The sequence below is a fragment of the Dactylosporangium sp. NPDC005572 genome (assembly GCF_040605515.1).
GTDB lineage: Bacteria > Actinomycetota > Actinomycetes > Mycobacteriales > Micromonosporaceae > Dactylosporangium.
Genome location: NZ_JBEXCY010000193.1, coordinates 1 through 22,781, shown reverse-complemented (window position 1 = coordinate 22,781; position 22,781 = coordinate 1). Strand labels below are relative to the sequence as shown.

The following is a 22,781-nucleotide window of genomic DNA, read 5'->3' as shown; positions in this document are numbered from 1 at the left end:
CCCGCACCGCGGTGGCCCGGCGGCCGGGCACCGGGGCGGGCGCCGTCGCCGGCGGCGCCGCCCGGACCAGGTCGGCGAGGTTGCCGGTGGCCAGCGCGACAATCTCCCGGCGCAGCGTGCGGGCCAGCAGGCTCCACGTGCCGCCGGCCGGGACCAGCACCTGCCGCTGCAGCCGGCGCAGCCCGGCGGCGGCGCCCGCGGCGCGGTCGGCGGCCCAGGCCGCCGTCTCGGTGTCCCGCAGGCCGAAGCCGGCCACGAAGCCGCCCTCGACCCGGGTCGCCGCCCGCTCCAGCGACAGGATCCAGGACCGCCGGCGGTCGAGGTCGGCCCGCGCCCCCGGGGCGGCGACGCCGTGCAGGACGTCGAGCAGCTCGTCGATGATCTCCTCGCGGGGGTTGTACCGCCACAGGCGCGAGTCCCGGTACGCGCCGGACAGGCGGACCGGGCCGACGAACGCCGTGCGCAGCAGCGCCAGCCCGACGAGCGTGAGCAGCGCGGCGCCGCCGAAGCGCGGCCAGGCCCCGCCCACCCGCCAGGCGAGCAGACCGGCGGTGCCGACGACCAGGCAGGCTGGGACCGCGCGGACGAGCATCGCCGCCACGCCGGCACCGGTGATGAGCCGCCGGAACGGCTGCCGCCAGACCAGCACGACGACGGCGGCGGTGGCGGCGCCGAGGCCGGCGGCCGGCGCCCAGCCGGTGGCGAACAGTTCGCGGGCCACGACGGTGAGCGCGACGCCCGCCGAGGCCAGGCCGGTCCAGGTGGCGGCCCGGCCGGCCAGGTACTCCCGGCGCCACCACGACGCGACGGACCGGGCCCAGGTCAGGTGGAACCCGTCGAGCACGGCCCGGATCGGCGCCGGGTCGAAGTCGGCCGGCCAGCCCGGCGCGTCGAAGGCTTCGAGCCGCAGTGCCCGCCACTCCCAGTCGGCGAGGACCTGCTCCTCGTGGCGCAGCATCCGGCGGCGGACGAACCACAGCGGGCCGCCGGTGCGCCACCACAGCCGGCGGTGGAGGCTGCGGTCCCAGTCGTCCAGGGCGCGCTGGTCGCCGAGGGCCGCGAGCGCGGTGGCCGGCAGGCCCATCCGGGCCCGGATGTCGGCCTCGGCGGAGCGGACCGCGTCGTGGTGCCGGTCGGCCGGCGGGAGCGCGTCGATGACGGCGAGGGACTCGCGGTGGCGCCCGTACAGGACGCGCAGCAGCGCGAGGACGGTGGGGAGGTCGTCGGGGTCGGCCCCGTGAGCGGCCCGCAGCAGGGCGGCCGCGGCGTCGGGCAGCTCCAGCTCGGCGGCCCGCGCCCGGACCCCGATCGCAGCGTCCGGCGACGCCCGCGGCCGGTGCCGGTGGTACGCGACGAGGTCCGCCGCGCGGGCCAGCAGTGCGGGCACCGGCGGTACCACCGCCGGAAGCGGGTCGGCGGGCAGCGCGTCGACGATCGTCTGCTCGGCCCGGCGGCGGCGATCGCGGCCGACCACGCCGCCGGCGAGCCACAGCCGCAACCGCTCGAGCCGGCCGAGGTAGCCGCCGTGGTCGAGGGCGAGGATCGGCAGGCCCCGGGCACGGAACGCCGCGGTGAGCGGCCAGGGGTCCCGGTCCGCGCCGGCGGGCAGCTTGGCGAGCACGTCGAGGGCGGCCCGCAGGCGGTGCCGCCGGGCCAGCAGCAGGGCGTAGCCGTGGCGGGCCTCGGCGTCGTCCGGGTCGGCCCGCACGGCCGCGGCCGCGAGCGCGATGGCCAGCGCCTCGTCGTCCAGGTCGTCGGCGAGGCCGGACAGCTGTTGCAGTACCGCTGCATCAGGGTCCTCGGCAGAGGCCAGCAGTGCCTCCAGCGCGTCCAGCGCGGCGACGTCGTCCACCCCATCAGCATCGGTCACGGTGGCAAGCCGGGCTTATCCTGCCGGGATGACCACGACGCCGATGGCTCCGATGGCTTGGTACGGGTCGAGCTTCGCCTACTACGACGACGACCCGCCCACGACGCAGGAGCTGGACGCCGCCGCCGCGAAGGCCCTGCAGCAGCGGCTGGCCGCCTTCACCCCGGAGCAGTTCGGGCCGCCGCCGGGCGGCGGCGACACCACCGCCATCGTCCCCGGCCGGTTCCTGCCGGTCCACGACGGCCACCGGTACATCATCGAGATCGCCCAGGCCCACGCGCCGAACGTCTGGGTCTTCGTGAGCAAGGGCGCGGACGACCCGGTGCCGTGGGAGGTCCGGCGGGACTGGCTGACCGAGCTGTTCCCGACCGTGTCCGTCGCCCCGATCGAGGCCGACGCGCCGTGGGCCGAACGTATCCTCGCCCACGTGCGGCCCGACTACCTGGTCGCCGGCGCGTCCTACGGCCACGACTTCCTGCAGCGGCTCGGGGCCAGGATGATCCTCGTCAACCCGTACGCGATCCCGGTGTCCGGCACGAAGGTGCGGGCGGACCCGTGGGGCTCGGAGCGGTACCTGCCGCCGCCGGTGCGAGCCTGGTACGCCAAGCGGGTCCGGATCGTCGGCGCCGAGTCCACCGGCAAGACGACCCTCGCCAAGCGGCTCGCCGAGCACTACGGGACCATGTGGGTCCCGGAGGCCGCCCGCGAGTTCGACGGCCCCAACAACCTGTCGGCCGACCTGGTGTCCCGGGTCGCGCACATGCAGCGTGCCACCGAGGAGCGGCTGGCGCGGCGGGCCAGCCGCGCGCTGTTCTGCGACACCGGCCTGCTCGCGCTGCGGTTGTGGAGCGAGCGGCTGTACCAGACGTCCCCGCAGTGGCTGCGGGAGGCCGCCGAGCGGGAGACCGCCGACCTGTACCTGCTCGCCGCCGACGACCTGCCGTTCACCGGCCACCACAGCAAGGACCGCCCGGCGGAACGGGCCGAGTTCGCCGCCGCGTGGAAGCGCGAGCTGCACCGCCTCGGCCGCCCGTACGTCCTGCTCCTCGGCGACCACGACGAGCGCTTCGCCGCCGCCGTCGAGGCGGTGGACGCTGTACTGGGATAGGGGCCGCTGGGTCGTCACGTCCCACGCCGACGTCACGGCGGTGCTGCGCGACCCGGCCACGTTCTCCTCGGCCGTCGTCCCGCGGGTGCCGCCGCGGGACCGCTCACGGCTCGCCGGGTTCACCGACTGGTCGGCCCGGTGGCTGTTCTTCCAGGACCCGCCGCGGCACACGGCCGAGCGGGCCCCGGTGACCCGCGCCCTGCGCACCGCGCCCGACGTCGGTGACCTGGCCCGCCGGCTGGTCACGCAGCTGCCGCCGGCGTCGTTCGACGCGCTGACCGACTTCGCCCACCCGCTCGCCGCGCGGGTGATCGCGGGCCTGCTGTGCCCGCCCGGCGCCGAGACCGAGGCGTTCCTCGCCCGCGCCCGGGCCCTCGACCGGGCCGACGCCGACGCGCGCGACCCGGTGGCCCGCGAGGCCGGCCTGGCGGCGATGGCGGCGGCGACCCGGGCGATGCGCGACCAGCTCACCTCGGGTGCCGATCTCGCGCCGGTACCCCGGGCGCTGCGCGCCGCCTGGCCGCACGACGACGACACGGCCGGCGCACACAGCCTGATGCTGCTGTTCGCCGGCGTCGAGACCACGCAGAACCTCATCGCGAACGCGATCCACCTCCTGCTGGAGGAGCCGTCCCGCTGGGCCGCCCAGGCGACCCGTCCGGGCACCGTGGAGGAGGCCGCCCGCCTGGTCCCGCCGGTCCTCGGCGTCCTGCGCCGCGCCACCCGCCCGGCGACGCTGTCCGGCGTCGCGGTCGAGCCCGGCACCGAGCTGGTCGTGATGACCGCCCGGGCGAACCGCGACCCGGCCCGCTTCCCCGACCCGGACCGCTTCGACCCGGACCGCTCCCCCAACCCGCACCTGTCGTTCGGCCTCGGCCCGCACTACTGCCCCGGCGCCGCCCTGACCCGCCTGACGGCGGCGGCCGCGCTGGCCGCGCTCCGGGAGGCGTTCCCGCGGCTGGCCCTGGCCGGACCGATCACCTGGCGCAGCCACGACCCGATCGTCCACGCCCCGGCCCGGCTCCCGGTCGCGGTCCCCGGCGCGGCAGGATGGACGGATGGCGGACATCATGCGGGTGGACCTGGGTGAGGTCGCGTACGGCCCGGCGATCGAGGCGATGCGCGGCTGGGTCGCCGAGCGGCAGGCCGGCACCGCCCCCGACCGGCTGTTCCTGCTCAGCCACCCACCGGTGGTCACGTACGGCCGGCACACCCCGGCCGCGGACCTGCCGCAGGACGGCTCCCTGGACCTGGTCGAGGTCGACCGGGGCGGCCACGCGACGTATCACGGCCCGGGCCAGCTGGTCGGCTATCTCGTCATCAACCTGCGTGAACGCGGCCCGGGCGACGTGGTCCGCTGGCTCGAGCAGGCCCTGATCGAGGCGTTCGCGGATCTCGGTTTTCCCACGGTACGGCGGGAGACCCCGAAGGGCGGCGACTCCCTCGTCGGCGTGTGGACCCCCGAGCACCACAAGCTGGTGTCGATCGGCATGCGCATCCGCGGCGGCGTCACCAGCCACGGCTTCGCCGTCAACGTCGACTCCGACCTGGGCGTGTACGACCGCTTCGTGGCCTGCCGCCTGGACGGCGTCACGATGACGTCGCTGCGTCGCATGGCCGACGCGGCGGACGTGCGGACCCCGACGGACGCCGAGGTCCGCGACGCGGTGGCAAGCCGCCTCGGCGCCGCGTGACCGTCACGGCGTGACGGGCAGCCAGTCCGGGGTCGGGGCCTCGGCCCGCACGACCGGCACGACCTCGGCGAAGAACCGCTCCAGGTGCTCGCGGGCGGCGGCCGGGTCGGGGACGAAGAACCCCTCGACCCCCACGCCGAAGAGCTGGTTGCCGAACCGCCGGTGCAGGTCGAGCAGCTTCGCGGTGACCTGGCCGGGGCTGCCGACCAGCGCCGAGCCCCGCTCGACGAAGTCCTCCAGGCTGTCGTAGGGGAACCCGTTGGCCGCGGCCACCGCGGAGCGGCGGAACGCCTCGAACGCGGGCCGGGCGATCGCGTAGGCGTCCTGGGAGCGGCTGGTGACCACCGGGGCATGCGCGCCGACGCCGACCAGCGCGCGGGACGGGTCGTGGCCGTGGGCGGCGAGGCGCTCCCGGTACCGCTCGACGAGGGCGAGGTACGTGCCGGCGGGGCGGAAGCCGTTGGCCGAGTACAGCGGATCGCCCCACTTCGCCGCCAGGTCGACCGACCGCTCGCTGGTCGCCGAGCCGTGCCAGACCCGCGGCGCGGGCCGCTGCAGCGGCTTCGGCCGGACCGTCACCCCGGACAGCGGCGGGCGGAACCGGCCGGTCCAGGTCACGTCGTCCTCACGCCAGAGCCGGCGCAGCAGCTCGTAGCCCTCCTCGAGGCGGTCCCACAGCTGCGCCTCCGGCACGCCGAACGCGCGGGGCGACGCGGGGTCGTTACCCTTGCCGATGACCAGGTCGAGCCGGCCGTCGCTGAGCTGGTCCAGGGTGGCGTAGTCCTCGGCCGCCCGGACCGGATCGGCCAGGGACAGCACGGCAACGGTCGTCATCAGGCGGATGCGGCTGGTCCGCGCCGCGATGTGGGCCAGGGTCACCGCCGGCGACGACGAGAGGAACGCGGGGCTGTGCCGCTGGCCCAGCCCGAACGCGTCGTAACCCAGACGCTCCGCCCACACCGCGAGGTCCACCGCCTCCGCGAACCGGTCCCGTTCGGTCACCGGCGCCGCGGCCCCCGCGAGCAGCGTGCTGGCCAGGAACTTCATCCCGATCTCCCGTCGTTTCCCGGCAGGAGCACCGACACCGGGCCGCTGATTCCCGGCACGCGATACGCACTTTCAGGTGCGTATCGCACACCGACATCGGCGAGCGGCCGGCAGCGCTTTCGTTGGCCGGTGAGGCGTCCGTGGGTCTGGTCACGGTCATGATCCGGCGGGGCCCGCGCCGCACTAGAGTCTGCATGGTGGGGGATGCGGAGAATCTCTGGCTGCGGAAGATCGCTGAGGACCCGGGGCACTCGCGGTGGTACATCGAGCGGTTCCGGGCGATGGCCGAGCGCGGGGACGACCTGGCCGGCGAGGCGCGGCTCATCGACGCCATGGTGCCGCGCAAGGCGCGGATCCTCGATGCCGGGTGCGGCAGCGGGCGGGTCGCCGGGGTGCTGGCCGCCGCCGGGCACGACGTCGTCGGGGTCGACCTCGACCCGGAGCTCATCGCGGCGGCGCGCCAGGATTATCCCGGGCCGCGGTACCTGGTCGGCGACCTCGCCGACGTGGACCTGGCCGAGCGGTTCGACGTCGTGGTCAGCGCCGGCAACGTGCTGACGTTCCTCGCGCCGGGCACGCGGGTGGAGGTGCTGCGCCGGTGTGCGGCGCACCTCGCGCCGGGCGGGCGGGTGGTGACCGGGTTCGGTGCCGGCCGGGGGTACGACTTCGACGTCTTCCTCGGCGACGCCGCGACGGCCGGCCTGACGCCCGACCAGCTCCTGGGCACGTGGGACCTGCGGCCGTTCACCCCGGCGTCGGACTTCCTGGTGGCGATCCTCAGCGTCCGCTGACCCTGGTACGGTGCGCCGTGCCTACCAGCTACCTGTCCTGGGACGAGGCCGTCGCGCTGTTCGAGCGGCGCGGGCTGCCGGAGTCGACCTACCGTAACCTGTACGACGAGGAGTACATCCTCGTCCCCGGCCCCGCCACGGTCGGCGGGACGCTGTCGCTCAACGACCACGAGCGGACCCCGTGGGGCGCGGGCGCCACGGCGGAGCCCGCGACCGGGTACGTCGTCGACGGCGACCTCACGATCGACGGCAACCTCGTCGACGAGGACGACGGCGCGCAGGCGCTGATCGTGCTGGGCCGGCTGCGGGTCGGTGACGTGTTCTTCGGCTGCGACCCGAAGCTGCTGGTCCTCGGCGACCTCGACGCCCGCACGTTCGGCGGCACGATGACCGAGAAGCTGGTCATGGTCCACGGCGACCTGCGGGCCACGGTCATGGTCCTCGACGACGAGTTCGCCCCCGACCTGGTCGCCGGCACGACCAGGACCCGCCTGGTCGCCCCGGCGTACATCGGGCTGGACGGCGACGTCGAGGACCCCGACCCCGAGCGGCCCCTGTCCGAGCTGGTCGTCGCCGAGGTCCTGGGCGAGGACGGCACGAGCGTCGACGTCGACGCCTGGCGCGACCGCGTCGAGCGGGACGAAGCGGTCCTGCGGGTATCCCCGGCGGTACCAGGATAGGCCCGGTCTCCCCGCGCGCGGCCCGCACCGGCATGGTCGAGGCCATGGACGTGATCTTCGGGTTCGGGGCGCACAGCCGGATCGACGAGCGGGCGGCGCTGCTGCGCATGGTGCGGCGGGCGGACGAGGACGGGCTCGACCTGTTCTCGCTCTCCGACCATCCGTACCTCGGCGCGCGGCTCGACGCGTACGCCACCATCGGCTTCGCGCTCGGCGGCACCACCCGCATCGCCGGGCTGGCCAACGTTACCAACCTGCCGTCCCGCCCGGCGCCGCTGCTGGCCCGCGCGGTCACCACCCTGTCGGCGCTGTCCGGCGGGCGGATCGTGCTCGGGATGGGCGCCGGCGGGCTGTGGGACCGCATCGCCGACCTCGGCGTGGACCGGCTGACGCCCGGGCAGGCCGTCGACGCGATGGAGGAGGCGATCGGGCTGGTCCGGCGGCTGTCCGGCGGCGGACCGCCGGTGACCCACGACGGGCCCTACTACCGGGTGCGCGACATCGAGCCCGCCCCGGTCGCCGCGCCGCCGGTGTGGACCGGCTCGGTCGGCCCGCGCTCCCTGGCCGCGACGGGCCGCGCGGCCGACGGCTGGATCCCGGGCCACGCGGCCGATTGGCGCAGCCGGCGGTACCGCGAGTCACGCCCGGTCGTCGACGCGGCCGCGACGGCTGCGGGGAGGGACCCGCGCGAGGTCCGCACCGTGTTCAACCTCCCCGGCCGGATCACCGACCGGCCGGTGGACCACCCGCGCGACCGGGACGGCCGCTGGCTCGGCGGCTCCGTGGCCCAGTGGGTCGAGGAGCTCACCGGCGCCGTCCGCGACCACGCCGCGGGCGGTTTCATCCTGTTCTCTCCGTCCGGCGGTACCCCGGACGAGGCGACCCTGGCCCGCTGGGCGAACGAGGTGGTCCCCGCCGTCCGGGCCGCGCTGACGTGAACTGCCCGGAGCGGCCCCGGCCGGGGGCTACCCGGCGCCGCCGCCGTACAGGGTGGCCAGGCGGACCGCCGAGTCGGCCATCAGGGCCCGCAGCTCCGGTGGGGACAGCACCTCGGCCTCCGGGCCCAGCGACAGCAGCTGGGAGTGCGCGACCCGGACCGACTCCGACGGCAGGGTCACCGTCACCCAGCCGTCCGCGTCCGGGTCGGTCGCGGACTCCAGGGCCGCACGGCAGGCCAGGGGCTCGACGGCATGGCGCAGGTGACGGCGGCCGGCCTCGCTGAGCCGGACCGTCACCGTCTCCGACAGCAGGGCGCGTTCGAAGCCGGCCGCCTGCTCCGACCAGAACGACGCCAGGTCGAACGACTCGTCGCGGGCGAAGCGGGCGCCGGTCTGCGACGCCGAGCGGACGCGGTCCACGCGGTACGTGCGCGGGGTCGCGCCGACGCGGCCCACGAGGTACCAGATGCCGTTCTTCAGGACCAGGCCGAGCGGCTCGACCGTGCGGGTCACGGCGCCGGACTTGGCGGCGTAGGCGACGGTCAGCTCGTGATCCTCCCAGACGGCCCGGGCCAGGGCGGCGAGCAGCGGTGGCGGGTCGGCGTCGCGGAACCAGCCGGGGGCGTCGAGGTGGAAGCGCTGCCGGGCGCTCGCCGACGCCTGGCGCAGGGTGCCGGGCAGGGCGGCGGCGACCTTCAGCTCGGCCGCCGCGAGGGCCTCGCCGAGGCCCATGTCGCGGGCCGGGCCGGGCAGCCCGGACAGGAACAGGGCCTCGGCCTCGGCCCGGCTGAGGCCGTTGAGCCGGGTGCGGTAGCCGTCGAGCAGCCGGTAGCCGCCGGCGCGGCCCTGCTCCGCGTAGACGGGCACGCCCGCCGCGGACAGGGCCAGCACGTCACGGTAGATCGTGCGCTCCGACACCTCCAGCTCGGCGGCCAGCTCGGCGGCCGTGCGCGGGCCGCCGGCCTGCAGCAGCAGCACGAGCGAGATGAGCCGGGAGACGCGCACGGCTAACGGTAGCCCGCGGGGTCGGCCGGGCGACCCGGCGTGACGACCTCCTCGTCGTAGCGCCACCAGTCGGGCCGGCTGCCGTCGGCGTCGGTGAACCCGTACTCGCGGGCCAGCCCGGCGCTGGACAGCGACCTGCCGTTCCATCGGGCCACGTCGGGGTCGGCGGCGAGGGCGGCGACGGCCCGCCCGACGTAGACCGGCGACTCCGACATGACGAAGTGCGGCTCCTTGGCGGCGCCGTCGCGCCAGTTGTCCTCGGTGACGCCGTAGTGCTCCAGCATCAGCTCGGAGCGCAGCCACCCCGGCGTGAGCGCGACCGCCGTGCCCCCGCGCGGCCCCAGCTCGTGGGCGAGCGCGAAGGCCATCCGCAGCACGGACGCCTTCGCCAGGTCATAGAAGAAGCTGACCCGGTACCGCTGGGCGTTGTACTCGGCGGTACCGTCGGTCATCTCGACGACCAGGCCCCCGGGCCGGCGCGTGAGCAGCGGCAGGGCGGCGTGGCTGGTGACGATGTGGGTCTCGACCTGCCCGCGCAGCAGCTTCAGGCCGCGCTCGAGGTCGTCCTCCCAGAGCGACTTGTCCCAGGCGAAGCTGCCCTCGCCGCCCCAGACGTCGTTGACGAGCACGTCGAGCCGCCCGTGCTCGCGGTCGATCCGCTCGACGACCGCCCGGACCTGGGCCGGGTCGAGGTGGTCGGCCTGGATCGCGATGCCGGTACCGCCGGCCGCGGTCACCAGGTCGGCGGTGTCCTCGATGGTCTCCGGGCGCTGGTAGGCGGACGGCTGGGTGCGGGTGGTGCGGCCGGTGCAGTACACGGTGGCCCCGCAGGCCCCGAGCTGCACGGCGATCTGCCGCCCGGCCCCGCGCGTGGCGCCCGCGACGAGCGCCACCTTCCCGCTCAGTGGTGTGGTCATGCCGGCAACGGTGCCAGCAAACCCTGACAACCGATGTCAGTCTGGGTCAGTTCAGAAACGTCGCCAGGTCGAGGTGGTCGCCGTGGACGTCGGCGAGCCAGTCGTCGTCGATCAGCTCGAAGGCTCCCGTCCCGGTGTCGTACAGCCCGATCGCGCCCGCCATGACCTGCTGCCGCGGGTTGTCGTGCTCGGGCCGGCGCCGGTTCCGCCGCGGGTACACCAGCTCGGACAGCGCGTACGAGACGGTCCGGCCGTAGTGGCGGGGGCCGTTCGGGTGGTGGTAGTGCCCGCTCACGTGCAGCGCCGGCTGGAGGTGGTCGATGAGCGCGGCGAGCTTCGGCGACCCCCGCGTCGTGCCCTGCCAGTCGGTGCACAGCCCGTGCGGCCCGTCGTGCGTGACGAGGATGTCGGCGCTGCCCGGCGGTGCGGCGAGGAGTGTGCCGAGGGCGTCCGGGTCGAGGTCCATGTACCCCGGCTCCTCCACCCGCCCGAGGAACGCGACCCGCTGCCCGGCCAGCTCGGCGACCGTGCCGTCGGGGACGTGCCGGACGGCGCCCAGCGGGTCGACCGGGCCGCCGCCGATCGCGGCGAGGAACTCGAAGTCCTCGTGGTTGCCGCTGACGAAGTGCATCGGGGGCAGGTGCTTCAGGGCTTCCGTGACGGCCGCGGCCAGCGCGGGGTCCGGGTCGAGCAGCCGGAAGAAGTCGCCCTCGGCGGGGTGCTCGGCGAGGAAGCGCCGGCTGGGCGCGTCCATCCGCTCCGGGCCGGGGTACGCGCCGAGGTCGCCGACCTGCACGACGGCGTCGAGCGCGACGCCCCGCCGCCGCTGCAGCGTCAGCAGCGCGGCGAACGCGTGCAGCACCCGCCCGTGGACGTCCCCGACGAACGCGATCAGCATCAGTACGGCTGGCCGCAGACCTTCCACGTGTCGCTCTCCTTCAGGAGGACGAACGTGTGCTGGTCCGTGAAGCCGGTGTCGAGGGTCAGCTGCATGGTGACGGTGCCGGTCGTACGGCCGTTGTAGGTGTTGACGAAGACGCCCTGGATCGTGTGGGAACGGATCTTCGGCTGCTTGGACACGCCGTCGGCGAAGGCGTCGCGCGTGTATTGCTTGCGGGTCCCCTCGCAGAGCGAGTCGTAGGCGGCGTCGGTGTTGCCCGCCTCGAGCTGCGTGACGAACGCCTCGGCGGCGACCCGGACCGGCCCGATCGCGTCCTTCACGTTGCGGAACAGGAAGTAGCCGCCGACGACGCCGCCCACGCAGCAGACGGCGAGCACCGCGCCGACCACGATGAGGACGGTGCGCAGCGTCCGGTTGCGCTGCGGCGGCGCCTGGGGCACCTGGTACGACCCGTACGCCATCGGCCCCTCCCCGCGTTGATCGAGCGGGCTCAGGGTACCGCCGGCCGGTGCTCCCCGGAATGCGCCGAACGGTGGAGTGGACCATCCTTTGTGGACTCGCGGCGGCGGATGAGCAGCAGCGCGAGCCAGCCGAGGGCGATGATGAAGCCGAAGCTCACCAGGCGGTACAGCACGACGCCGGCGACCGCGGCGGAGGTGGCCGCGCCGGCCGTGGTGAGGCCCAGGACCAGGGCGCCGTCGATGATGCCGAGGCCGGCGGGGACGATCGTCACGGTACCGGCGGCCATCCCGGCGCAGTAGGCGAGCAGCAGCCGGCCGGGTCCGACGCCACCGGCCACCGCGTGCAGGCACAGCCACAGGCAGGCCGCGTCGAGCAGCCAGTTGAGCAGCGCGTAGCCGGCCGCGACGGTGGCGTGGGCCGGGGTGAGCCGGGTGGCCCGCAGCTGGCCGAGGAACTCGGCGAGCCGGTCGGCGCCGTGGCCGGGCGGGCGGCGGCGGACCCGGTTCACGACGGCGAGCACCGGGGCGAGGGCGTCGGGGGTGCGGGCCAGGCGCCGCACCCCGGCGGTGGCGAGGGCGACGGCGGCGGCGAGCGCGGCCAGGGCCGGCCAGCGCGGGGCGCCGTGGGCGGTGACCGCCCCGGCCGCGGTGATCACGGCCAGGGCGGCGGCGGACAGCAGTCCGGACAGCGCGATGCACCACGACGTGACGGCCGGGCTGGCGCCGAACCGGCGCATCTGCCGGTAGTTGAGGCCGGTCGAGAACGCGGGGCCGCCCGGCAGGGTGACGCTCAGCGAGTGCGCCGCGTAGGCGAGGGCGAGCTGCTGGGCCATCGGCACGCGGACGCCGGCGGAGCGCAGCAGGCGGCCCTGCATCGACGCGTAGGCGCGCATCGAGGCGAGGGCCGCGCCGACCGCGACGAGCAGCCAGCCGGGGTGCGGGGTGCGCAGCTGCGCGAGCGCCCCGGTGAGTGCCGGCCAGCCGAAGCGGACCTCGACGGCGAGTACGGCCGCGACGACGGCGACAGCGGCGGGCCGCAGCCAGCGGCGGGCGGTCATGGGCGGTGTCCTGTCGCGACGCGGGGCCGCGGGCGTTCGCCCACGGCCCCGGGAATCCTTGCGGTCAGCTGGTGCGCGCGTGCGCGTGGTGGTGCAGGCCCTCCGGCTCCGGCGGGAGGTCCTCGACGCCCGCCTCGACCGCCTGCTGGTGGCGCCGGCGCGCCGAGGGCAGGATGAGCGCGGCCACGATGCCGAGCACGGCCACGCCCGCGCAGAGCCAGAAGCCCTCGGTGAAGGCGTCGTCGGTCGGCAGCCCCTGCGGTGTCGTGTTGGACGCGATGACCGCGGCGATGACGGCGGTACCGATGCTGCTGCCGATCGTCCGCGCGATGGTGTTGACGCTGGCCGCCTCGCCGGTGTGCGTGGCGGGGACGCTCTCGATGATCGCGTTGGACATCGCCGCGAACGCCAGGCCGATGCCGGCACCGGTGAGCAGGCCGGAGACCAGGATCTGCCACAGCTCGCCGTGCCCGACGGCCGGCAGGGCGAAGGCGGCGGTGACCGCGATCGCGCCGAGGGTCATCGGCACCTTCGGCCCGAAGCGGCGGTCGAGCAGGCCGGCGAGCGGGCCGAACACCAGCATCATCAGGGTCGTCGGCAGCAGGAACAGGCCGGCCTCGGAGACCGTCTTGCCGAAGCCGTAGCCGGTCGCTGCGGGCAGCTCGAGCAGGGTCGGGACGAGCACGAACGTGCCGAACATGGCGAAGCCGAAGATGAGCGCGACCAGGTTGGTCGCCCACACGCCGCGCAGCGCCATGAGCCGGATGTCGACGAGCGGCTCGCGCACCCGCAGCTCGACGACGACGAACACGATCAGTGCGACGACACCGAGGGCGAGCAGGCCGACGGTCTCGGTGCTGTCCCAGCCCCACTCGCGGCCCTTGCTGATCGCCAGCAGCAGCGCGACCAGCGACACCGACAGGATCGCCGCGCCGACCACGTCGAGGCGGCCGGGCGTGCGCACCGGCGACTCGGGCACGCCGAAGTACACGCCGGCGAGCGCGACGGCGACGATGACGAGCGGGAACCAGAACAGCCAGTGCCAGGAGAGGTGGTCGACGATCGGGCCGGCGGCCACGATGCCGACGCCGGCGCCGATGCCGAAGATCGCCGAGAGCAGGCCGACGGTCACGCCGACCCGCTCGCGCGGCAGCTCGTCGCGGACGATGCCGATCGACAGCGGCATGATGGCGCCCGCCGCACCCTGCAGGGCGCGGGCGACGATGAGCACCGTCAGGTTCGGGGCCAGGGCGGCCAGCAGGGTGCCGGCGGCCAGCAGCACCAGGACGACGAGCATGACCTTGCGCTTGCCGACCATGTCGCCGAGGCGGCCGAGGATCGGGGTCAGCACCGAGGCGGACAGCAGGTACGCGGTCAGGATCCAGCTGATGTCGCCCGTGGAGGCCTCGAGGTCGCGGGCGATGATCGGCAGCGCCGGCGCGACCAGCGACTGGAGCACCGCGAACGCGAGGCCGCCGAGCGACAGGAACAGCACGACGAGGGTGCTGTTGGCATGGCGCCCGGAGCGCGCCTCCGTGACGTTCTGTGACACGGTGTTACCCCTCAAGTAAACGATTGTTGACTTGAACCGTAGCCGCGGCGATCCGGTGAAGTCAACAGCGGTTTACATCACACCGGCGGCCTCGATACCCTGGTGCGGGTGGAACTCAGCCCGCGCCGCCGCGACGCCGACCGGACCCGGCGCCTGCTGCTCGACGCCGCCCTCGTCCGGTTCACCCGCGACGGCTACGCGGCGACCCGGCTGCGGGACGTCGCCGACGACGCCGGCGTCAACGTCGCCCTGGTCAGCCGGTACTTCGAGTCGAAGGAGGGCCTGTTCACCGCCTGCCTGACGAAGGCCGGCGACGAGCTGCGCCGCTCCCCCGGCGAGGCGTCCCTCGACGCCGCCCCGGCGGCCATCGCCGCCCAGATCGTCGGCCGGGCCGGGCCGCAGCGGCCGTACCAGCTGCTGCTCCTGCTGCGCTCCTCCGGCGACGAGCGGGCCGAGCAGATCCGCCTCGGCGTCCTGCGCGGCTACAGCGAGCGGCTCGCCGCGGCCGCCGGCGACCCCGGGCGCCTGCTCCAGGCGCAGCTGGTCCTCGCCGCGACCGCCGGCCTCGTGCTGCTGCGCCGGTCCGGCCTGCAGCCGCTCGCCGGTGTGAGCGAGGAGGCCCTCACCGGCCCGCTGCGCGACATGATCGAGGCGCTGCTCAAGCCCTGACGGAACCCGCTCCCGCCGCGCCGGGAACGCCCGGGATGGCCCCGGGGGTGTCTCCTGCGACGCCGCCGGCACCACTGATTTCACCCGGCCCGGAGGAGGGTGACGTTTGTTTCGCGGCGGTACCGCCGGGCATTGCGGGGCGCGTCCACGGAACCGAACAAGGAGCCCGCACGTGTACCTCGTCCGACCCGGCAGCGTCCTCGCCCGCACCGCCGCCGAGATGCTCGACCGGCACGCCGACGCCGGCGGGACCTGCCCCGCCTGCGGGCACGTCGCGCCGTGCCCGGCGTTCGACGCCGCCCGCGCGGTGGCCGACGCCGTCGAGCCGCACCATCCGCGCCACGCGCTGGACCCGGCACTGTCCGCCTGAGCCGCGTGCCGCTCCCCCTTCTTCGGCGTCGCAGCCGGGTACGGTGAACCGATGAACAGCTTCTTCGACAAGGTGAAGGACCTCGCCGACCAGCACGACGACAAGGTCGACGCGGCGCTGGAGAAGGTCGGCGACCAGATCGACGAACGGACCGGCAACAAGTACAGCGACCACATCGACAAGGCCGTCGACGCGGCGCAGGAACACACCGGCGAGGGCGACTCGACCCGCCGGCCCTGAGCCTCAGGCCGACCAGGCGCTGCCCGGCGCGAGCGCGGCGATCACCGCGGCGAGGCCGGGCGGCTCCAGCCGGTCCGGCAGGGCGGCCAGCTCACCGGGCCCGACCCAGGCGTGGTCCTGCAGGTTGACCTGCTCGTCGGGCAGCAGCCCGGCCCGCGCGAGCCGCGGCCGGTCGGCGTCGAACCGGGCGAGGAAGAACTGCTCCTCGCCGACGAACCGCTTCCCGTTCCACCGCACGTCCCGCTCGACGGCGACGAAGCGCTCCCCGACCGCGGCCGGGTCGAGCCCGGTCTCCTCGACGAGCTCCCGCCGCGCGGCCTGCAGCGGCGTCTCACCGGGGTCGATCCCGCCACCGGGCGGCTCCCACAGCCGGCTCCCGTCGGCCGGGTCCTGCCAGTTCATCAGCAGCACCCGCTCCCCACGGTCGAGGCAGACGATCCGGGCCGCGGGCCGGTGACGAGTCTCCACGGCCCCCGACCCTACCGACCACCACCGCACACCCATCCCCGGCCGAGCCGGTTGCTGCAGCCGTGATCCCGCTTCGGGCCGTCCATGATCCAGGGAAACATGTGGCTGTCCCAGCGACCAGAAGTTTCCCTCGATCATGAGGGCCGTCGGCGCCGTGGCTTGGTAATTGTTGGCGGGACCTGTCCGGGTGTTGAAACTTGCCAACCGAAGCTATTCAATGGTGGGAATGTTTCAACATGGAGGTGGTGCCGTGTTGTGGCGAGTTGTCCGAAGCCTCGTCGTGAGCGTCGTCGTGGCGGCCGTCGCCGTCGTGCCGGGCGGCGGTGGTGCGGTAGCGGCCGGCAACGCCGGGAGCGACTGTGTCGTCAGCCCGGCGACCCCGAAGTACCAGATGCGCGCCATGTGGATCGCGAGCGTCGTCAACATCGACTGGCCCAGCGCGCCCGGGAAGCCGGAGCGTGAGGTCAAGGCCGAGTACGACGGATGGCTCGACCTCGCCGTCGCGAACGGGTTCAACGCCGTGATCGTCCAGGTCCGGCCGCACGCCGACGCGTTCTGGCCGTCAGCCTACGAGCCCTGGTCGCAGTACCTGACCGGGGTCGCGGGGCAGGACCCCGGCTGGGACCCCCTGGAGTATCTCGTCCGGAAGGCCCACGAACGCAACCTCGAGTTCCACGCCTGGTTCAACCCGTACCGGGCCAGCATGCCCGCGCCCGGCGGGGCCGGGACCGACCTGAGCAACCTCCCCGCGAACAGCCCGCTGGTCGAGCACCCGGAGTGGGCCGTCCCCTACCCGGTCGGCAACGCGGCCGGGCGGCTCTACTTCGACCCGGGCATCCCCGAGGCCCGCGCCTGGGTGCAGGACGCCATCATGGACGCCGTCACCCGGTACGACGTCGACGGCGTGCACTTCGACGACTACTTCTACCCGTACCCGGCCGCCGGGCAGGACTTCGGCGACGAGGCGACCTTCGCGCGGTACGGCGGCGGCTTCCAGAGCAAGGCGGACTGGCGCCGCCACAACATCGACCTGCTCATCCAGGAGATGGACCAGCGGGTCCACGCCGTGAAGCCGTGGGTGCGCTTCGGGGTGAGCCCGTTCGGGATCTGGCGCAACCAGGCCGCCGACCCGCTCGGCTCCGAGACCAACGGCACGCAGTCCTACGACGCCAACTTCGCCGACACGCGCAAGTGGGTCAAGGAGGGCTGGATCGACTACATCGTGCCCCAGGTGTACTGGAACATCGGCTTCGCCGTCGCCGACTACGCCAAGCTCGTGCCCTGGTGGGCGGGTGTCGTTGCCGGGACGGACGTCCAGCTGTACATCGGGCAGGCCGACTACAAGGTGGCCGCCGCCGGGCAGCCGCCGGCCTGGTTCGAGCCCGGCGAGCTGTCGTCGCACCTGACGTTCAACCGGCAGTACCCCCAGGTGCGCGGCGACGTCCACTTCAGCGCGGTGCAGGTGCGGGCCGACCGGCTCGGCGCCGAGACCCTGCTCACCGCCGAGCACCGCAGCCGCCCGGCGTTCCCGCCGAGCTGGGGGCCGGCGACGCCGATGCTGTTCCCGGTCGTCACGCACGCGAAGCGCACGGCCGCCGGCGCCGAGCTGCGGTGGCGGGCCCTCAGCGACCAGTCGACCTCGTTCGGCGTGTACCGCTTCGACGGCGTTACGATCCCGCGCGGCTGCGACCTCGCCGACGCCGCGCACCTCGTGGCGACCGTGCGCGGCACGGCGTACACCGACCCGACGGCCGAGCCGGGCCGGCGGTACACCTACGTCGTGACGGCGCTCGACCGGCGCTGGCACGAGAGCCCGCCGAGCCCGCCCCGCTTCATCATCTGACCCCGGTCCCGACCGTCTTCTCGCCGGTGCCGGCCGCCGGCGGGAAGGCGACGGCCGGCATCGCGACGGCCGTCAGCGCGGCGTTCATGAAGGTGCGCCAGAGCGTGCCGGGGACCGTGACGCCGGTGACCGGGCGGCCGGTCCGGTCGAGCAGGGCGCGCTCCTCGGCCTTGTTGCCGACCCAGACCGCGGCGGCGAGGCCGGGTGACTGCACCGCGGGGTTGGACGCGGTGTGCCCGACCATCCACGCGTGGGCGATGCCGGTCGTCGGGCCGAGCTGCCACGTCCCGGTCTTGCCGGCCACCGGGCGCCCGTCGGCCAGGCCCATGCCGTAGCGCACCGGCACGCCCTGCAGGACCGCGTTCACGTCGTCGGCGACCCGCTCCGACAGGCCCGGGACGCGGACCGTCCGGATGACCTCGCCGTACGTCTTCTTCCCGGCGGTCCAGACCTCCTTGAGGAAGTGCGTCCGGGCGGCCAGCCCGCGGGCGGCGAACGTCGCCATGCCGGCGGCCTGGTCGAGGACGGTCACCGGGTACTGGCCGATGCCGGCCGCGCTGCCGAAGTGCTGCGCCGCGCCGGGCTGCCCCAGGTCGACGCGGCGCGAGACGCCGTCGACGGTCGCCCACATGCTGGTGACCCCGGCGGCGTGGGCCGCGTCGATGACCTTCGCCGCGCCGACCGCCTCGGTGAGGCCGTAGAACGGCGTGTTGAGCGACATGACCGCCGCCTCGTCCAGCGTGCACCACTTCGGCGAGCCGGAGCGGCAGGCGGGCGCGGCCGCGGCGCCCTCGCCGGTGTTCGTCACGATGCGGCCGTCGGCGAACTGCTGCGGCGACCCGCCGTTCCAGCCCGAGTCGGTCCGGTAGCCGGCGATGAGCCCGGCGGCGAGGGCGTACACGCCGAACGTGGCGCCCGGCGGGTGGCCGCCGCAGCACGAGTCGTTGCCGTCGCCGAGGACCGGGTCGTTGTAGGAGCCCGCGTAGTCGCCGCCGGCGCCGTTGTCGCCGCCGTAGTACGCCTTGACGGCGCCGGTGCCCGGCTCGACGGCGACGAGGGCGGCCTGGAGGTTGACCGGCTCGCCCCGCATGACCGACCCTGCGCTCTGCACGGCGGCGTCCTGGACCCGCTGGTCGATCGTGGTGACGATCCTCAGGCCGCCGTTGCGGATCTGGTCGGCCCGGTCGGCGTAGAGCGGCCCGCCGGTGCGCGGGTCGGTGAGCGCCGCGACCTCGCCGAGGACGTGGTGCACGACGAGCCCGTTCGGGCCGGCCAGCGCGGCCTGGAGCGCGTCGGCGTCGGCGCGGGTCTCGTCGGCCGTGCGGATCCGCTCCGGGTACGCGACGTCGCCGCTCAGGAAGGCGAGCTTCGTCATGCTCCGCTTGACGGCGTCGAAGCGGGCCCGGTCCGGGCCGGCGGCCGGGTCGCGCAGGAGCCCGGCCAGCACGATCCCCTCGGCGGTCGTCAGGTCCTTCGCGGCCTTGCCGAAGTACGCCTGCGCCGCCGCCTGGATGCCGTGGGCGCCGCGACCGAAGTCGGAGATGTTGAGGTACAACTCGAGGATCTTGGGTTTCTCGTACGCCTGGTTCAGCTTGAGCGCGATGACCGCCACCCGGGCCCTGGTCGAGTAGCCGTCTCCCGCGAGGTCGGCCCAGCGCCGGGCGTATTGCTGGCTGATCGTCGGATGGCCGGTCCAGTTGGCCCCGTCGTTGGTGTAGAAGGTGTCGTCCTCGGCGGCGACGACGGCCTTCTGCACGTGGTCGGGGATCTGGTCGATCGGGATGACCGTGCGGGTCGTGTCGCCGATGCGGGCGATCGGGGTCACGCCGTCGGCGTAGTAGATCGTGGTCGCCTGTGGCATCGTGATGTCCTCGGGCAGCGCGACCTGGTCGAAGTAGTACGTGCCGGCCCCCGCCGTGCAGCCCGCGAGCACCAGGACCGCCACGCCGGACGCGATGAGGATCCTCCGCCGGCGACGCCGTCTCAGCACCGGCGCATCGATGTCTGCCACCGGGTCACCGTACCGTCTGGACAGAATCGGCAGCTGCCCGCTCTCTCTGGGGACAGGGCGCCGACCGAGGGAGCGTGGATGATCGACAACAGGCGACGGTCCGTCGAGCCGCACGAGGTCGGCCTCGCGCCGCCCGACTTCACCGAGTTCTATGTGGCCAACGCGGCCCGCGTGCTGCACGCGATGACCGCGTTCGCGGGCGCCGACCTGGCCCGGGAGGCGGTCGCGGAGAGCTTCGCGCGCATCCTGGAGCGCTGGGCGGGCCTGGCGCACCTCGACGACGCCCAGCGGCGGGCCTACGTGCTCACCACCGCGAAGAACTACGTACGCCGCCACGCGCTGGTCAGCGCCCGCTTCGCGCCGCTGCCCGAGGAGAGCGGCGTCGGCGGCGACGACCCGGCGCTCGACGAGGTGGCCGACCGGCTGAGCCTGGAGCGGGCCGTGCGCGCGCTCATCGACGGCCAGCCGGTCCGGCGGCGCCAGGTGGCGCTGCTGTACTTCCTGCACGACGACAGCTACGCGGAGATCGCGAGCTACCTCGACATCACCGAGTCCACGGTGCGCAGCCACGTCGCCGAGGTGCGGCGCCTGCTGCAGCCCTACGTGCGCCGGTACCAGTCCCTGACGGAGGCCAGCGATGCCGACCGACCCCACGCGTGACCTCGTGCGCCGCGCCTACCACGCCGGCGGTGACCTGGACGTCACCGCGGGCCTGCTCGACGTGCTGCGCCGGGCCGACCCGCCGCTCATCGAGATGCGGATCGATCCGCCGGTACCGCTCAGGCCCGCGCCCCGGCGGGTCCCGATGTTCGCGGTGGCGGCCGCGATCCTGGTCGTCCTCGTCGGCATGGCGTTCGGACTGCGGGCCGCCGGTGGTGGTGGTGCGCTGCCGGCGACCTCGGGTGACGCGACGGCCGACGCCACGGGGGCGCCCAAGCCGATGCCGTCGCAGTGCGCCGCCGCCTGGGAGCTCGGCCTGCGCGGCAAGACCTTCGACGTCGGCCTGCGCAAGGGCGCCAACTGCCCGGCGCTGCCGATGAAGACGCTGTTCCTGGTCGACGTCGCCGAGGGCAACGGCCGGTTCGAGGAGGGCTTCGCGACCGTGTGGCCGATCACGCCGGTTCCGCCCGCGTCCGGCGCCACCGTGCCGTTCTCGTTCACCGTGGCGGGCTGGCCCGGGGCGGTCGCCGGGCACACCTACGACCTCTGGTACGTGGAGGGCGCCGCCGCCGTCCGTGCCGGCGACGACGCCATGGTCATCTACGACCGCGCGAAGGTCGTCACGATCCCGCTGCTGTACTGACCGGCTGCTGCTCGGTCACCGCGGGCGGCTCGTCCGCGGTGGCCGGCGGCGTGCGGAACTCGTCGATGCGGACCAGCACCACGCCAGTGATGATGAGGGCGCCGCCGGCGAACTGGACGCCGGTGGGCAGCTCGCCGAGCACCAGCCAGGCGATGAGCACCGCGAACATCACCTCGGTCAGCCCGACGAACGACGACAGCCGGGCGCCGAGGATGCGGGCGGCACCGATCCCGGCGACGTAGGACACCACGGCCGCCACGATCGACAGGCCGGCGAGCGGGACGATCCAGCTCATCCGATGTCCGGCGAACTCGACGGTACCGAACGTGGCGTGCAGCTCCCACATGCCCGCCGCGCCGAGGCCGACCAGCGCCGCGGCCCCGACCGCCATGCCGGCGCTGGCCAGCGCCACGCCCGGCAGCCCGTCGTCGCCGCGGGCCGAGAGCACGAAGTAGCCGGCCAGCCCGACCGCCGCGAGCAGCCCCCACGCCACCCCGACCGGGTCGAGGTCGGCGCCGCCGGTCAGGTCGAGGACGAAGACCAGCCCGACCACGGCGACGGCGGCCCCGGCCACGGTGAGCCGGGGGGGTCGCTGGCCGTGGACCAGCCACGTCCAGCCGACGACGAGGATGACGCCGAGGTACTCCAGCAGCAGCGCCACGCCGATCGGCAGGTACTGCACCGCGTTGAAGAAGGCGGCCTGGGCCACGGCGACGGCGAGCAGCCCGAACAGCCCGACCGTGCCGAGGCTGCGGCGCAGCGTGCCCCACTTGCCGCGCAGCGACCAGACGGCGGCCGGGGCGAGCACGATCGCGGCGACGGCGACCCGCGCGGCCACCGCGGCCTCGGCCGTCCACCCGGCCTCGATGAGCGACCGGGCGAACGTGCCGGACGTGGCGAACGTGACCGCCGACAGCAGCGCCAGCCCGAGGCCGGCGGTGGGGTGGCGACGCATGACGGCCTCCCGAGCCTGTAATAAGCTAAAGGTGATTACGCTGATGACACTAGGCGGCGACCCTGACAGGAGTCAAGATGGTTTTTGCCCATGACACGGAGCTGGCCCTGGCCTGCACCGTCGCGTTGGCGAACACCGACGGCGACGACGGTGACCAGTTGCCGGACGTGGCGTCGTTGACGGCGTTCCTGGCGGAGTGGGGCTGGACCGGCCGCCACGAGCGCACGGAGGCGGAGCTGGACTCGGTGCGGGCGCTGCGCACCCGCCTGCGCCGCCTGTGGGAGCTGGACCAGGACGCGCTGGTGGCCGAGGTCAACGCGATGCTGCGCGACTCGGACGCGCTGCCCCAGCTGGTCAAGCACGACGACTACCCGTACCACCTGCACGCCACCCCGACGGACGCCCCGCTGGCGACGAGGATGGCGGTGGAGGCGGCGATGGCCTTCGTGGACGTGGTCCGCGGCGGCGAGCTGTCCCGCATGCGCTCCTGCGCCTCGGACACCTGCGACAGCGTCGTGTTCGACCTGTCGAAGAACCGCTCGAAGCGCTACTGCGACGGCGGCTGCGGCAACCGCGCCGCGGTGACGGCATACCGGGCCCGCAAGGCCGCCGCCACCTGACGCCCACCAAGCCGTGACGCGCCCGTCAGGGGCGGGGTGGCGGGCCCAGGCCGTTGGCACGGGCCAGCGCCAGGGCCTCGGCGCGGGTCGCCACGCCCAGCTTGCCCAGCATGTCGGAGAGGCGGTTGCGGATGGTCTTCGGGGCCAGGAACAGGCGGGCGGCGACCTGGGAGACCGGCAGGCCGCGCGCCAGCAGCTCGAGGATCTCCAGGTCGCGCGAGTCCAGGGCGGCCAGCGCCGACGCGGCCGGCGGGGCGGTCGCGGCGGCGGCGACCACGGC

At 74.6% G+C, this 22,781-nt stretch carries 25 protein-coding genes; 13 read left to right on the top strand and 12 right to left on the bottom strand.

Going from position 1 to position 22,781, the window contains the following annotated elements; genetic code table 11:
- The coding region (locus tag ABZS66_RS48905; RefSeq protein WP_354769919.1) for a hypothetical protein at positions 1–1,852 on the bottom strand (1,852 nt) is incomplete at its 3' end.
- Positions 1,853–1,898: 46 nt separating this feature from the next.
- Here ABZS66_RS48905 and ABZS66_RS48900 point away from each other — a divergent pair.
- The 3 genes from ABZS66_RS48900 to lipB are packed head-to-tail and all read left to right on the top strand — an operon-like array spanning position 1,899 to position 4,672.
- Positions 1,899–2,978 (top strand): AAA family ATPase, encoded by a 1,080-nt coding sequence (locus ABZS66_RS48900; RefSeq protein ID WP_354769918.1) that lies wholly within the window; start codon positions 1,899–1,901, stop codon positions 2,976–2,978.
- Between the two features lie 40 nt (positions 2,979–3,018).
- Entirely contained in the window at positions 3,019–4,068 is a 1,050-nt protein-coding gene (locus ABZS66_RS48895) for a cytochrome P450 (protein WP_354769917.1), read from the top strand.
- Complete coding sequence (gene lipB / locus ABZS66_RS48890; RefSeq protein WP_354769916.1) at positions 4,037–4,672, top strand: lipoyl(octanoyl) transferase LipB; 636 nt, start codon at positions 4,037–4,039, stop codon at positions 4,670–4,672. Before ABZS66_RS48895 ends, lipB begins: the two co-directional genes overlap by 32 nt.
- A 3-nt stretch (positions 4,673–4,675) precedes the next feature.
- On the opposite strand, the gene ABZS66_RS48885 is transcribed toward lipB, so the two are convergent.
- Entirely contained in the window at positions 4,676–5,719 is a 1,044-nt protein-coding gene (locus ABZS66_RS48885) for an LLM class flavin-dependent oxidoreductase (protein WP_354769915.1), read from the bottom strand.
- 281 nt (positions 5,720–6,000) lie between these two features.
- Between ABZS66_RS48885 and ABZS66_RS48880 the strand changes: the two genes are divergently transcribed.
- From ABZS66_RS48880 to ABZS66_RS48870, 3 genes are read left to right on the top strand one after another with little or no spacing between them, the layout of a single operon-like run.
- Positions 6,001–6,510, top strand: coding sequence for a class I SAM-dependent methyltransferase (locus ABZS66_RS48880; RefSeq protein ID WP_354769920.1), 510 nt, complete (start codon positions 6,001–6,003; stop codon positions 6,508–6,510).
- Between the two features lie 17 nt (positions 6,511–6,527).
- Positions 6,528–7,190, top strand: a complete 663-nt coding sequence (locus ABZS66_RS48875; protein WP_354769914.1) for a hypothetical protein — start codon at positions 6,528–6,530, stop codon at positions 7,188–7,190.
- A gap of 44 nt (positions 7,191–7,234) precedes the next feature.
- Entirely contained in the window at positions 7,235–8,128 is an 894-nt protein-coding gene (locus ABZS66_RS48870) for an LLM class flavin-dependent oxidoreductase (RefSeq protein ID WP_354769913.1), read from the top strand.
- Between the two features lie 27 nt (positions 8,129–8,155).
- Here ABZS66_RS48870 and ABZS66_RS48865 read toward each other — a convergent pair whose 3' ends face one another.
- The 6 genes from ABZS66_RS48865 to ABZS66_RS48840 form a co-directional block, all read right to left on the bottom strand.
- Positions 8,156–9,133 (bottom strand): YafY family protein, encoded by a 978-nt coding sequence (locus tag ABZS66_RS48865; protein ID WP_354769912.1) that lies wholly within the window; start codon positions 9,131–9,133, stop codon positions 8,156–8,158.
- A gap of 2 nt (positions 9,134–9,135) precedes the next feature.
- Positions 9,136–10,050, bottom strand: a complete 915-nt coding sequence (locus tag ABZS66_RS48860; RefSeq protein ID WP_354769911.1) for an SDR family oxidoreductase — start codon at positions 10,048–10,050, stop codon at positions 9,136–9,138.
- A gap of 46 nt (positions 10,051–10,096) precedes the next feature.
- Positions 10,097–10,975, bottom strand: coding sequence for a metallophosphoesterase family protein (locus ABZS66_RS48855; RefSeq protein ID WP_354769910.1), 879 nt, complete (start codon positions 10,973–10,975; stop codon positions 10,097–10,099).
- Complete coding sequence (locus ABZS66_RS48850) at positions 10,948–11,412, bottom strand: DUF4878 domain-containing protein (RefSeq protein ID WP_354769909.1); 465 nt, start codon at positions 11,410–11,412, stop codon at positions 10,948–10,950. Before ABZS66_RS48850 ends, ABZS66_RS48855 begins: the two co-directional genes overlap by 28 nt.
- A gap of 29 nt (positions 11,413–11,441) precedes the next feature.
- On the bottom strand, positions 11,442–12,470 hold the full coding sequence (locus tag ABZS66_RS48845) for a YbhN family protein (protein ID WP_354769908.1): 1,029 nt from the start codon (positions 12,468–12,470) through the stop codon (positions 11,442–11,444).
- A gap of 64 nt (positions 12,471–12,534) precedes the next feature.
- Entirely contained in the window at positions 12,535–14,022 is a 1,488-nt protein-coding gene (locus ABZS66_RS48840; RefSeq protein ID WP_354769907.1) for an MFS transporter, read from the bottom strand.
- Positions 14,023–14,130: 108 nt separating this feature from the next.
- Here ABZS66_RS48840 and ABZS66_RS48835 point away from each other — a divergent pair, with 108 nt between their 5' ends.
- The 3 genes from ABZS66_RS48835 (at position 14,131) to ABZS66_RS48825 (ending at position 15,301) form a co-directional block, all read left to right on the top strand.
- Positions 14,131–14,691, top strand: a complete 561-nt coding sequence (locus ABZS66_RS48835; RefSeq protein WP_354769906.1) for a helix-turn-helix domain-containing protein — start codon at positions 14,131–14,133, stop codon at positions 14,689–14,691.
- A 172-nt stretch (positions 14,692–14,863) separates the two neighbouring features.
- Entirely contained in the window at positions 14,864–15,061 is a 198-nt protein-coding gene (locus ABZS66_RS48830; protein ID WP_354769905.1) for a hypothetical protein, read from the top strand.
- Positions 15,062–15,112: 51 nt separating this feature from the next.
- The gene (locus ABZS66_RS48825; protein WP_354769904.1) at positions 15,113–15,301 is read left to right on the top strand and encodes an antitoxin; all 189 of its coding nucleotides are present in this window, start codon (positions 15,113–15,115) and stop codon (positions 15,299–15,301) included.
- Between the two features lie 3 nt (positions 15,302–15,304).
- On the opposite strand, the gene ABZS66_RS48820 is transcribed toward ABZS66_RS48825, so the two are convergent.
- Entirely contained in the window at positions 15,305–15,769 is a 465-nt protein-coding gene (locus ABZS66_RS48820; protein ID WP_354769903.1) for an NUDIX domain-containing protein, read from the bottom strand.
- A 250-nt stretch (positions 15,770–16,019) separates the two neighbouring features.
- Here ABZS66_RS48820 and ABZS66_RS48815 point away from each other — a divergent pair, with 250 nt between their 5' ends.
- A complete protein-coding gene (locus ABZS66_RS48815) occupies positions 16,020–17,612 on the top strand; it encodes a family 10 glycosylhydrolase (protein WP_354769902.1) in 1,593 nt (530 codons plus the stop codon).
- Here the strand turns inward: ABZS66_RS48815 and ABZS66_RS48810 are convergent.
- Positions 17,605–19,623, bottom strand: coding sequence for a transglycosylase domain-containing protein (locus ABZS66_RS48810; protein WP_354769901.1), 2,019 nt, complete (start codon positions 19,621–19,623; stop codon positions 17,605–17,607). The two genes, ABZS66_RS48815 and ABZS66_RS48810, sit on opposite strands and share 8 nt — an antisense overlap.
- A 78-nt stretch (positions 19,624–19,701) precedes the next feature.
- On the opposite strand from ABZS66_RS48810, the gene ABZS66_RS48805 reads away from it, so the two are divergent.
- Both ABZS66_RS48805 and ABZS66_RS48800 read left to right on the top strand, forming a co-directional pair.
- Entirely contained in the window at positions 19,702–20,283 is a 582-nt protein-coding gene (locus tag ABZS66_RS48805; RefSeq protein WP_354769900.1) for a sigma-70 family RNA polymerase sigma factor, read from the top strand.
- A complete protein-coding gene (locus ABZS66_RS48800; RefSeq protein WP_354769899.1) occupies positions 20,261–20,926 on the top strand; it encodes a hypothetical protein in 666 nt (221 codons plus the stop codon). Before ABZS66_RS48805 ends, ABZS66_RS48800 begins: the two co-directional genes overlap by 23 nt.
- On the opposite strand, the gene ABZS66_RS48795 is transcribed toward ABZS66_RS48800, so the two are convergent.
- Positions 20,904–21,881, bottom strand: a complete 978-nt coding sequence (locus tag ABZS66_RS48795) for an EamA family transporter (protein WP_354769898.1) — start codon at positions 21,879–21,881, stop codon at positions 20,904–20,906. The two genes, ABZS66_RS48800 and ABZS66_RS48795, sit on opposite strands and share 23 nt — an antisense overlap.
- A 77-nt stretch (positions 21,882–21,958) precedes the next feature.
- On the opposite strand from ABZS66_RS48795, the gene ABZS66_RS48790 reads away from it, so the two are divergent.
- Positions 21,959–22,501, top strand: a complete 543-nt coding sequence (locus ABZS66_RS48790; protein WP_354769897.1) for a CGNR zinc finger domain-containing protein — start codon at positions 21,959–21,961, stop codon at positions 22,499–22,501.
- 25 nt (positions 22,502–22,526) lie between these two features.
- On the opposite strand, the gene ABZS66_RS48785 is transcribed toward ABZS66_RS48790, so the two are convergent.
- A partial coding sequence (locus ABZS66_RS48785) for a helix-turn-helix transcriptional regulator (protein WP_354769896.1) occupies positions 22,527–22,781 on the bottom strand: 255 nt, incomplete at its 5' end.

Bases quoted from the DNA above. Each gene is read 5' to 3' on its own strand.
- lipB (WP_354769916.1), top strand. From the start codon at position 4,037: ATGGCGGACATCATGCGGGTGGACCTGGGTGAGGTCGCGTACGGCCCG.
- ABZS66_RS48880 (WP_354769920.1), top strand. From the start codon at position 6,001: ATGGCCGAGCGCGGGGACGACCTGGCCGGCGAGGCGCGGCTCATCGAC.
- ABZS66_RS48860 (WP_354769911.1), bottom strand. From the start codon at position 10,050: ATGACCACACCACTGAGCGGGAAGGTGGCGCTCGTCGCGGGCGCCACG.
- ABZS66_RS48900 (WP_354769918.1), top strand. From the start codon at position 1,899: ATGACCACGACGCCGATGGCTCCGATGGCTTGGTACGGGTCGAGCTTC.
- ABZS66_RS48850 (WP_354769909.1), bottom strand. From the start codon at position 11,412: ATGGCGTACGGGTCGTACCAGGTGCCCCAGGCGCCGCCGCAGCGCAAC.
- ABZS66_RS48825 (WP_354769904.1), top strand. From the start codon at position 15,113: ATGAACAGCTTCTTCGACAAGGTGAAGGACCTCGCCGACCAGCACGAC.
- ABZS66_RS48845 (WP_354769908.1), bottom strand. From the start codon at position 12,470: ATGACCGCCCGCCGCTGGCTGCGGCCCGCCGCTGTCGCCGTCGTCGCG.
- ABZS66_RS48800 (WP_354769899.1), top strand. From the start codon at position 20,261: ATGCCGACCGACCCCACGCGTGACCTCGTGCGCCGCGCCTACCACGCC.
- ABZS66_RS48870 (WP_354769913.1), top strand. From the start codon at position 7,235: ATGGACGTGATCTTCGGGTTCGGGGCGCACAGCCGGATCGACGAGCGG.
- ABZS66_RS48795 (WP_354769898.1), bottom strand. From the start codon at position 21,881: ATGCGTCGCCACCCCACCGCCGGCCTCGGGCTGGCGCTGCTGTCGGCG.
- ABZS66_RS48805 (WP_354769900.1), top strand. From the start codon at position 19,702: ATGATCGACAACAGGCGACGGTCCGTCGAGCCGCACGAGGTCGGCCTC.
- ABZS66_RS48885 (WP_354769915.1), bottom strand. From the start codon at position 5,719: ATGAAGTTCCTGGCCAGCACGCTGCTCGCGGGGGCCGCGGCGCCGGTG.
- ABZS66_RS48790 (WP_354769897.1), top strand. From the start codon at position 21,959: ATGGTTTTTGCCCATGACACGGAGCTGGCCCTGGCCTGCACCGTCGCG.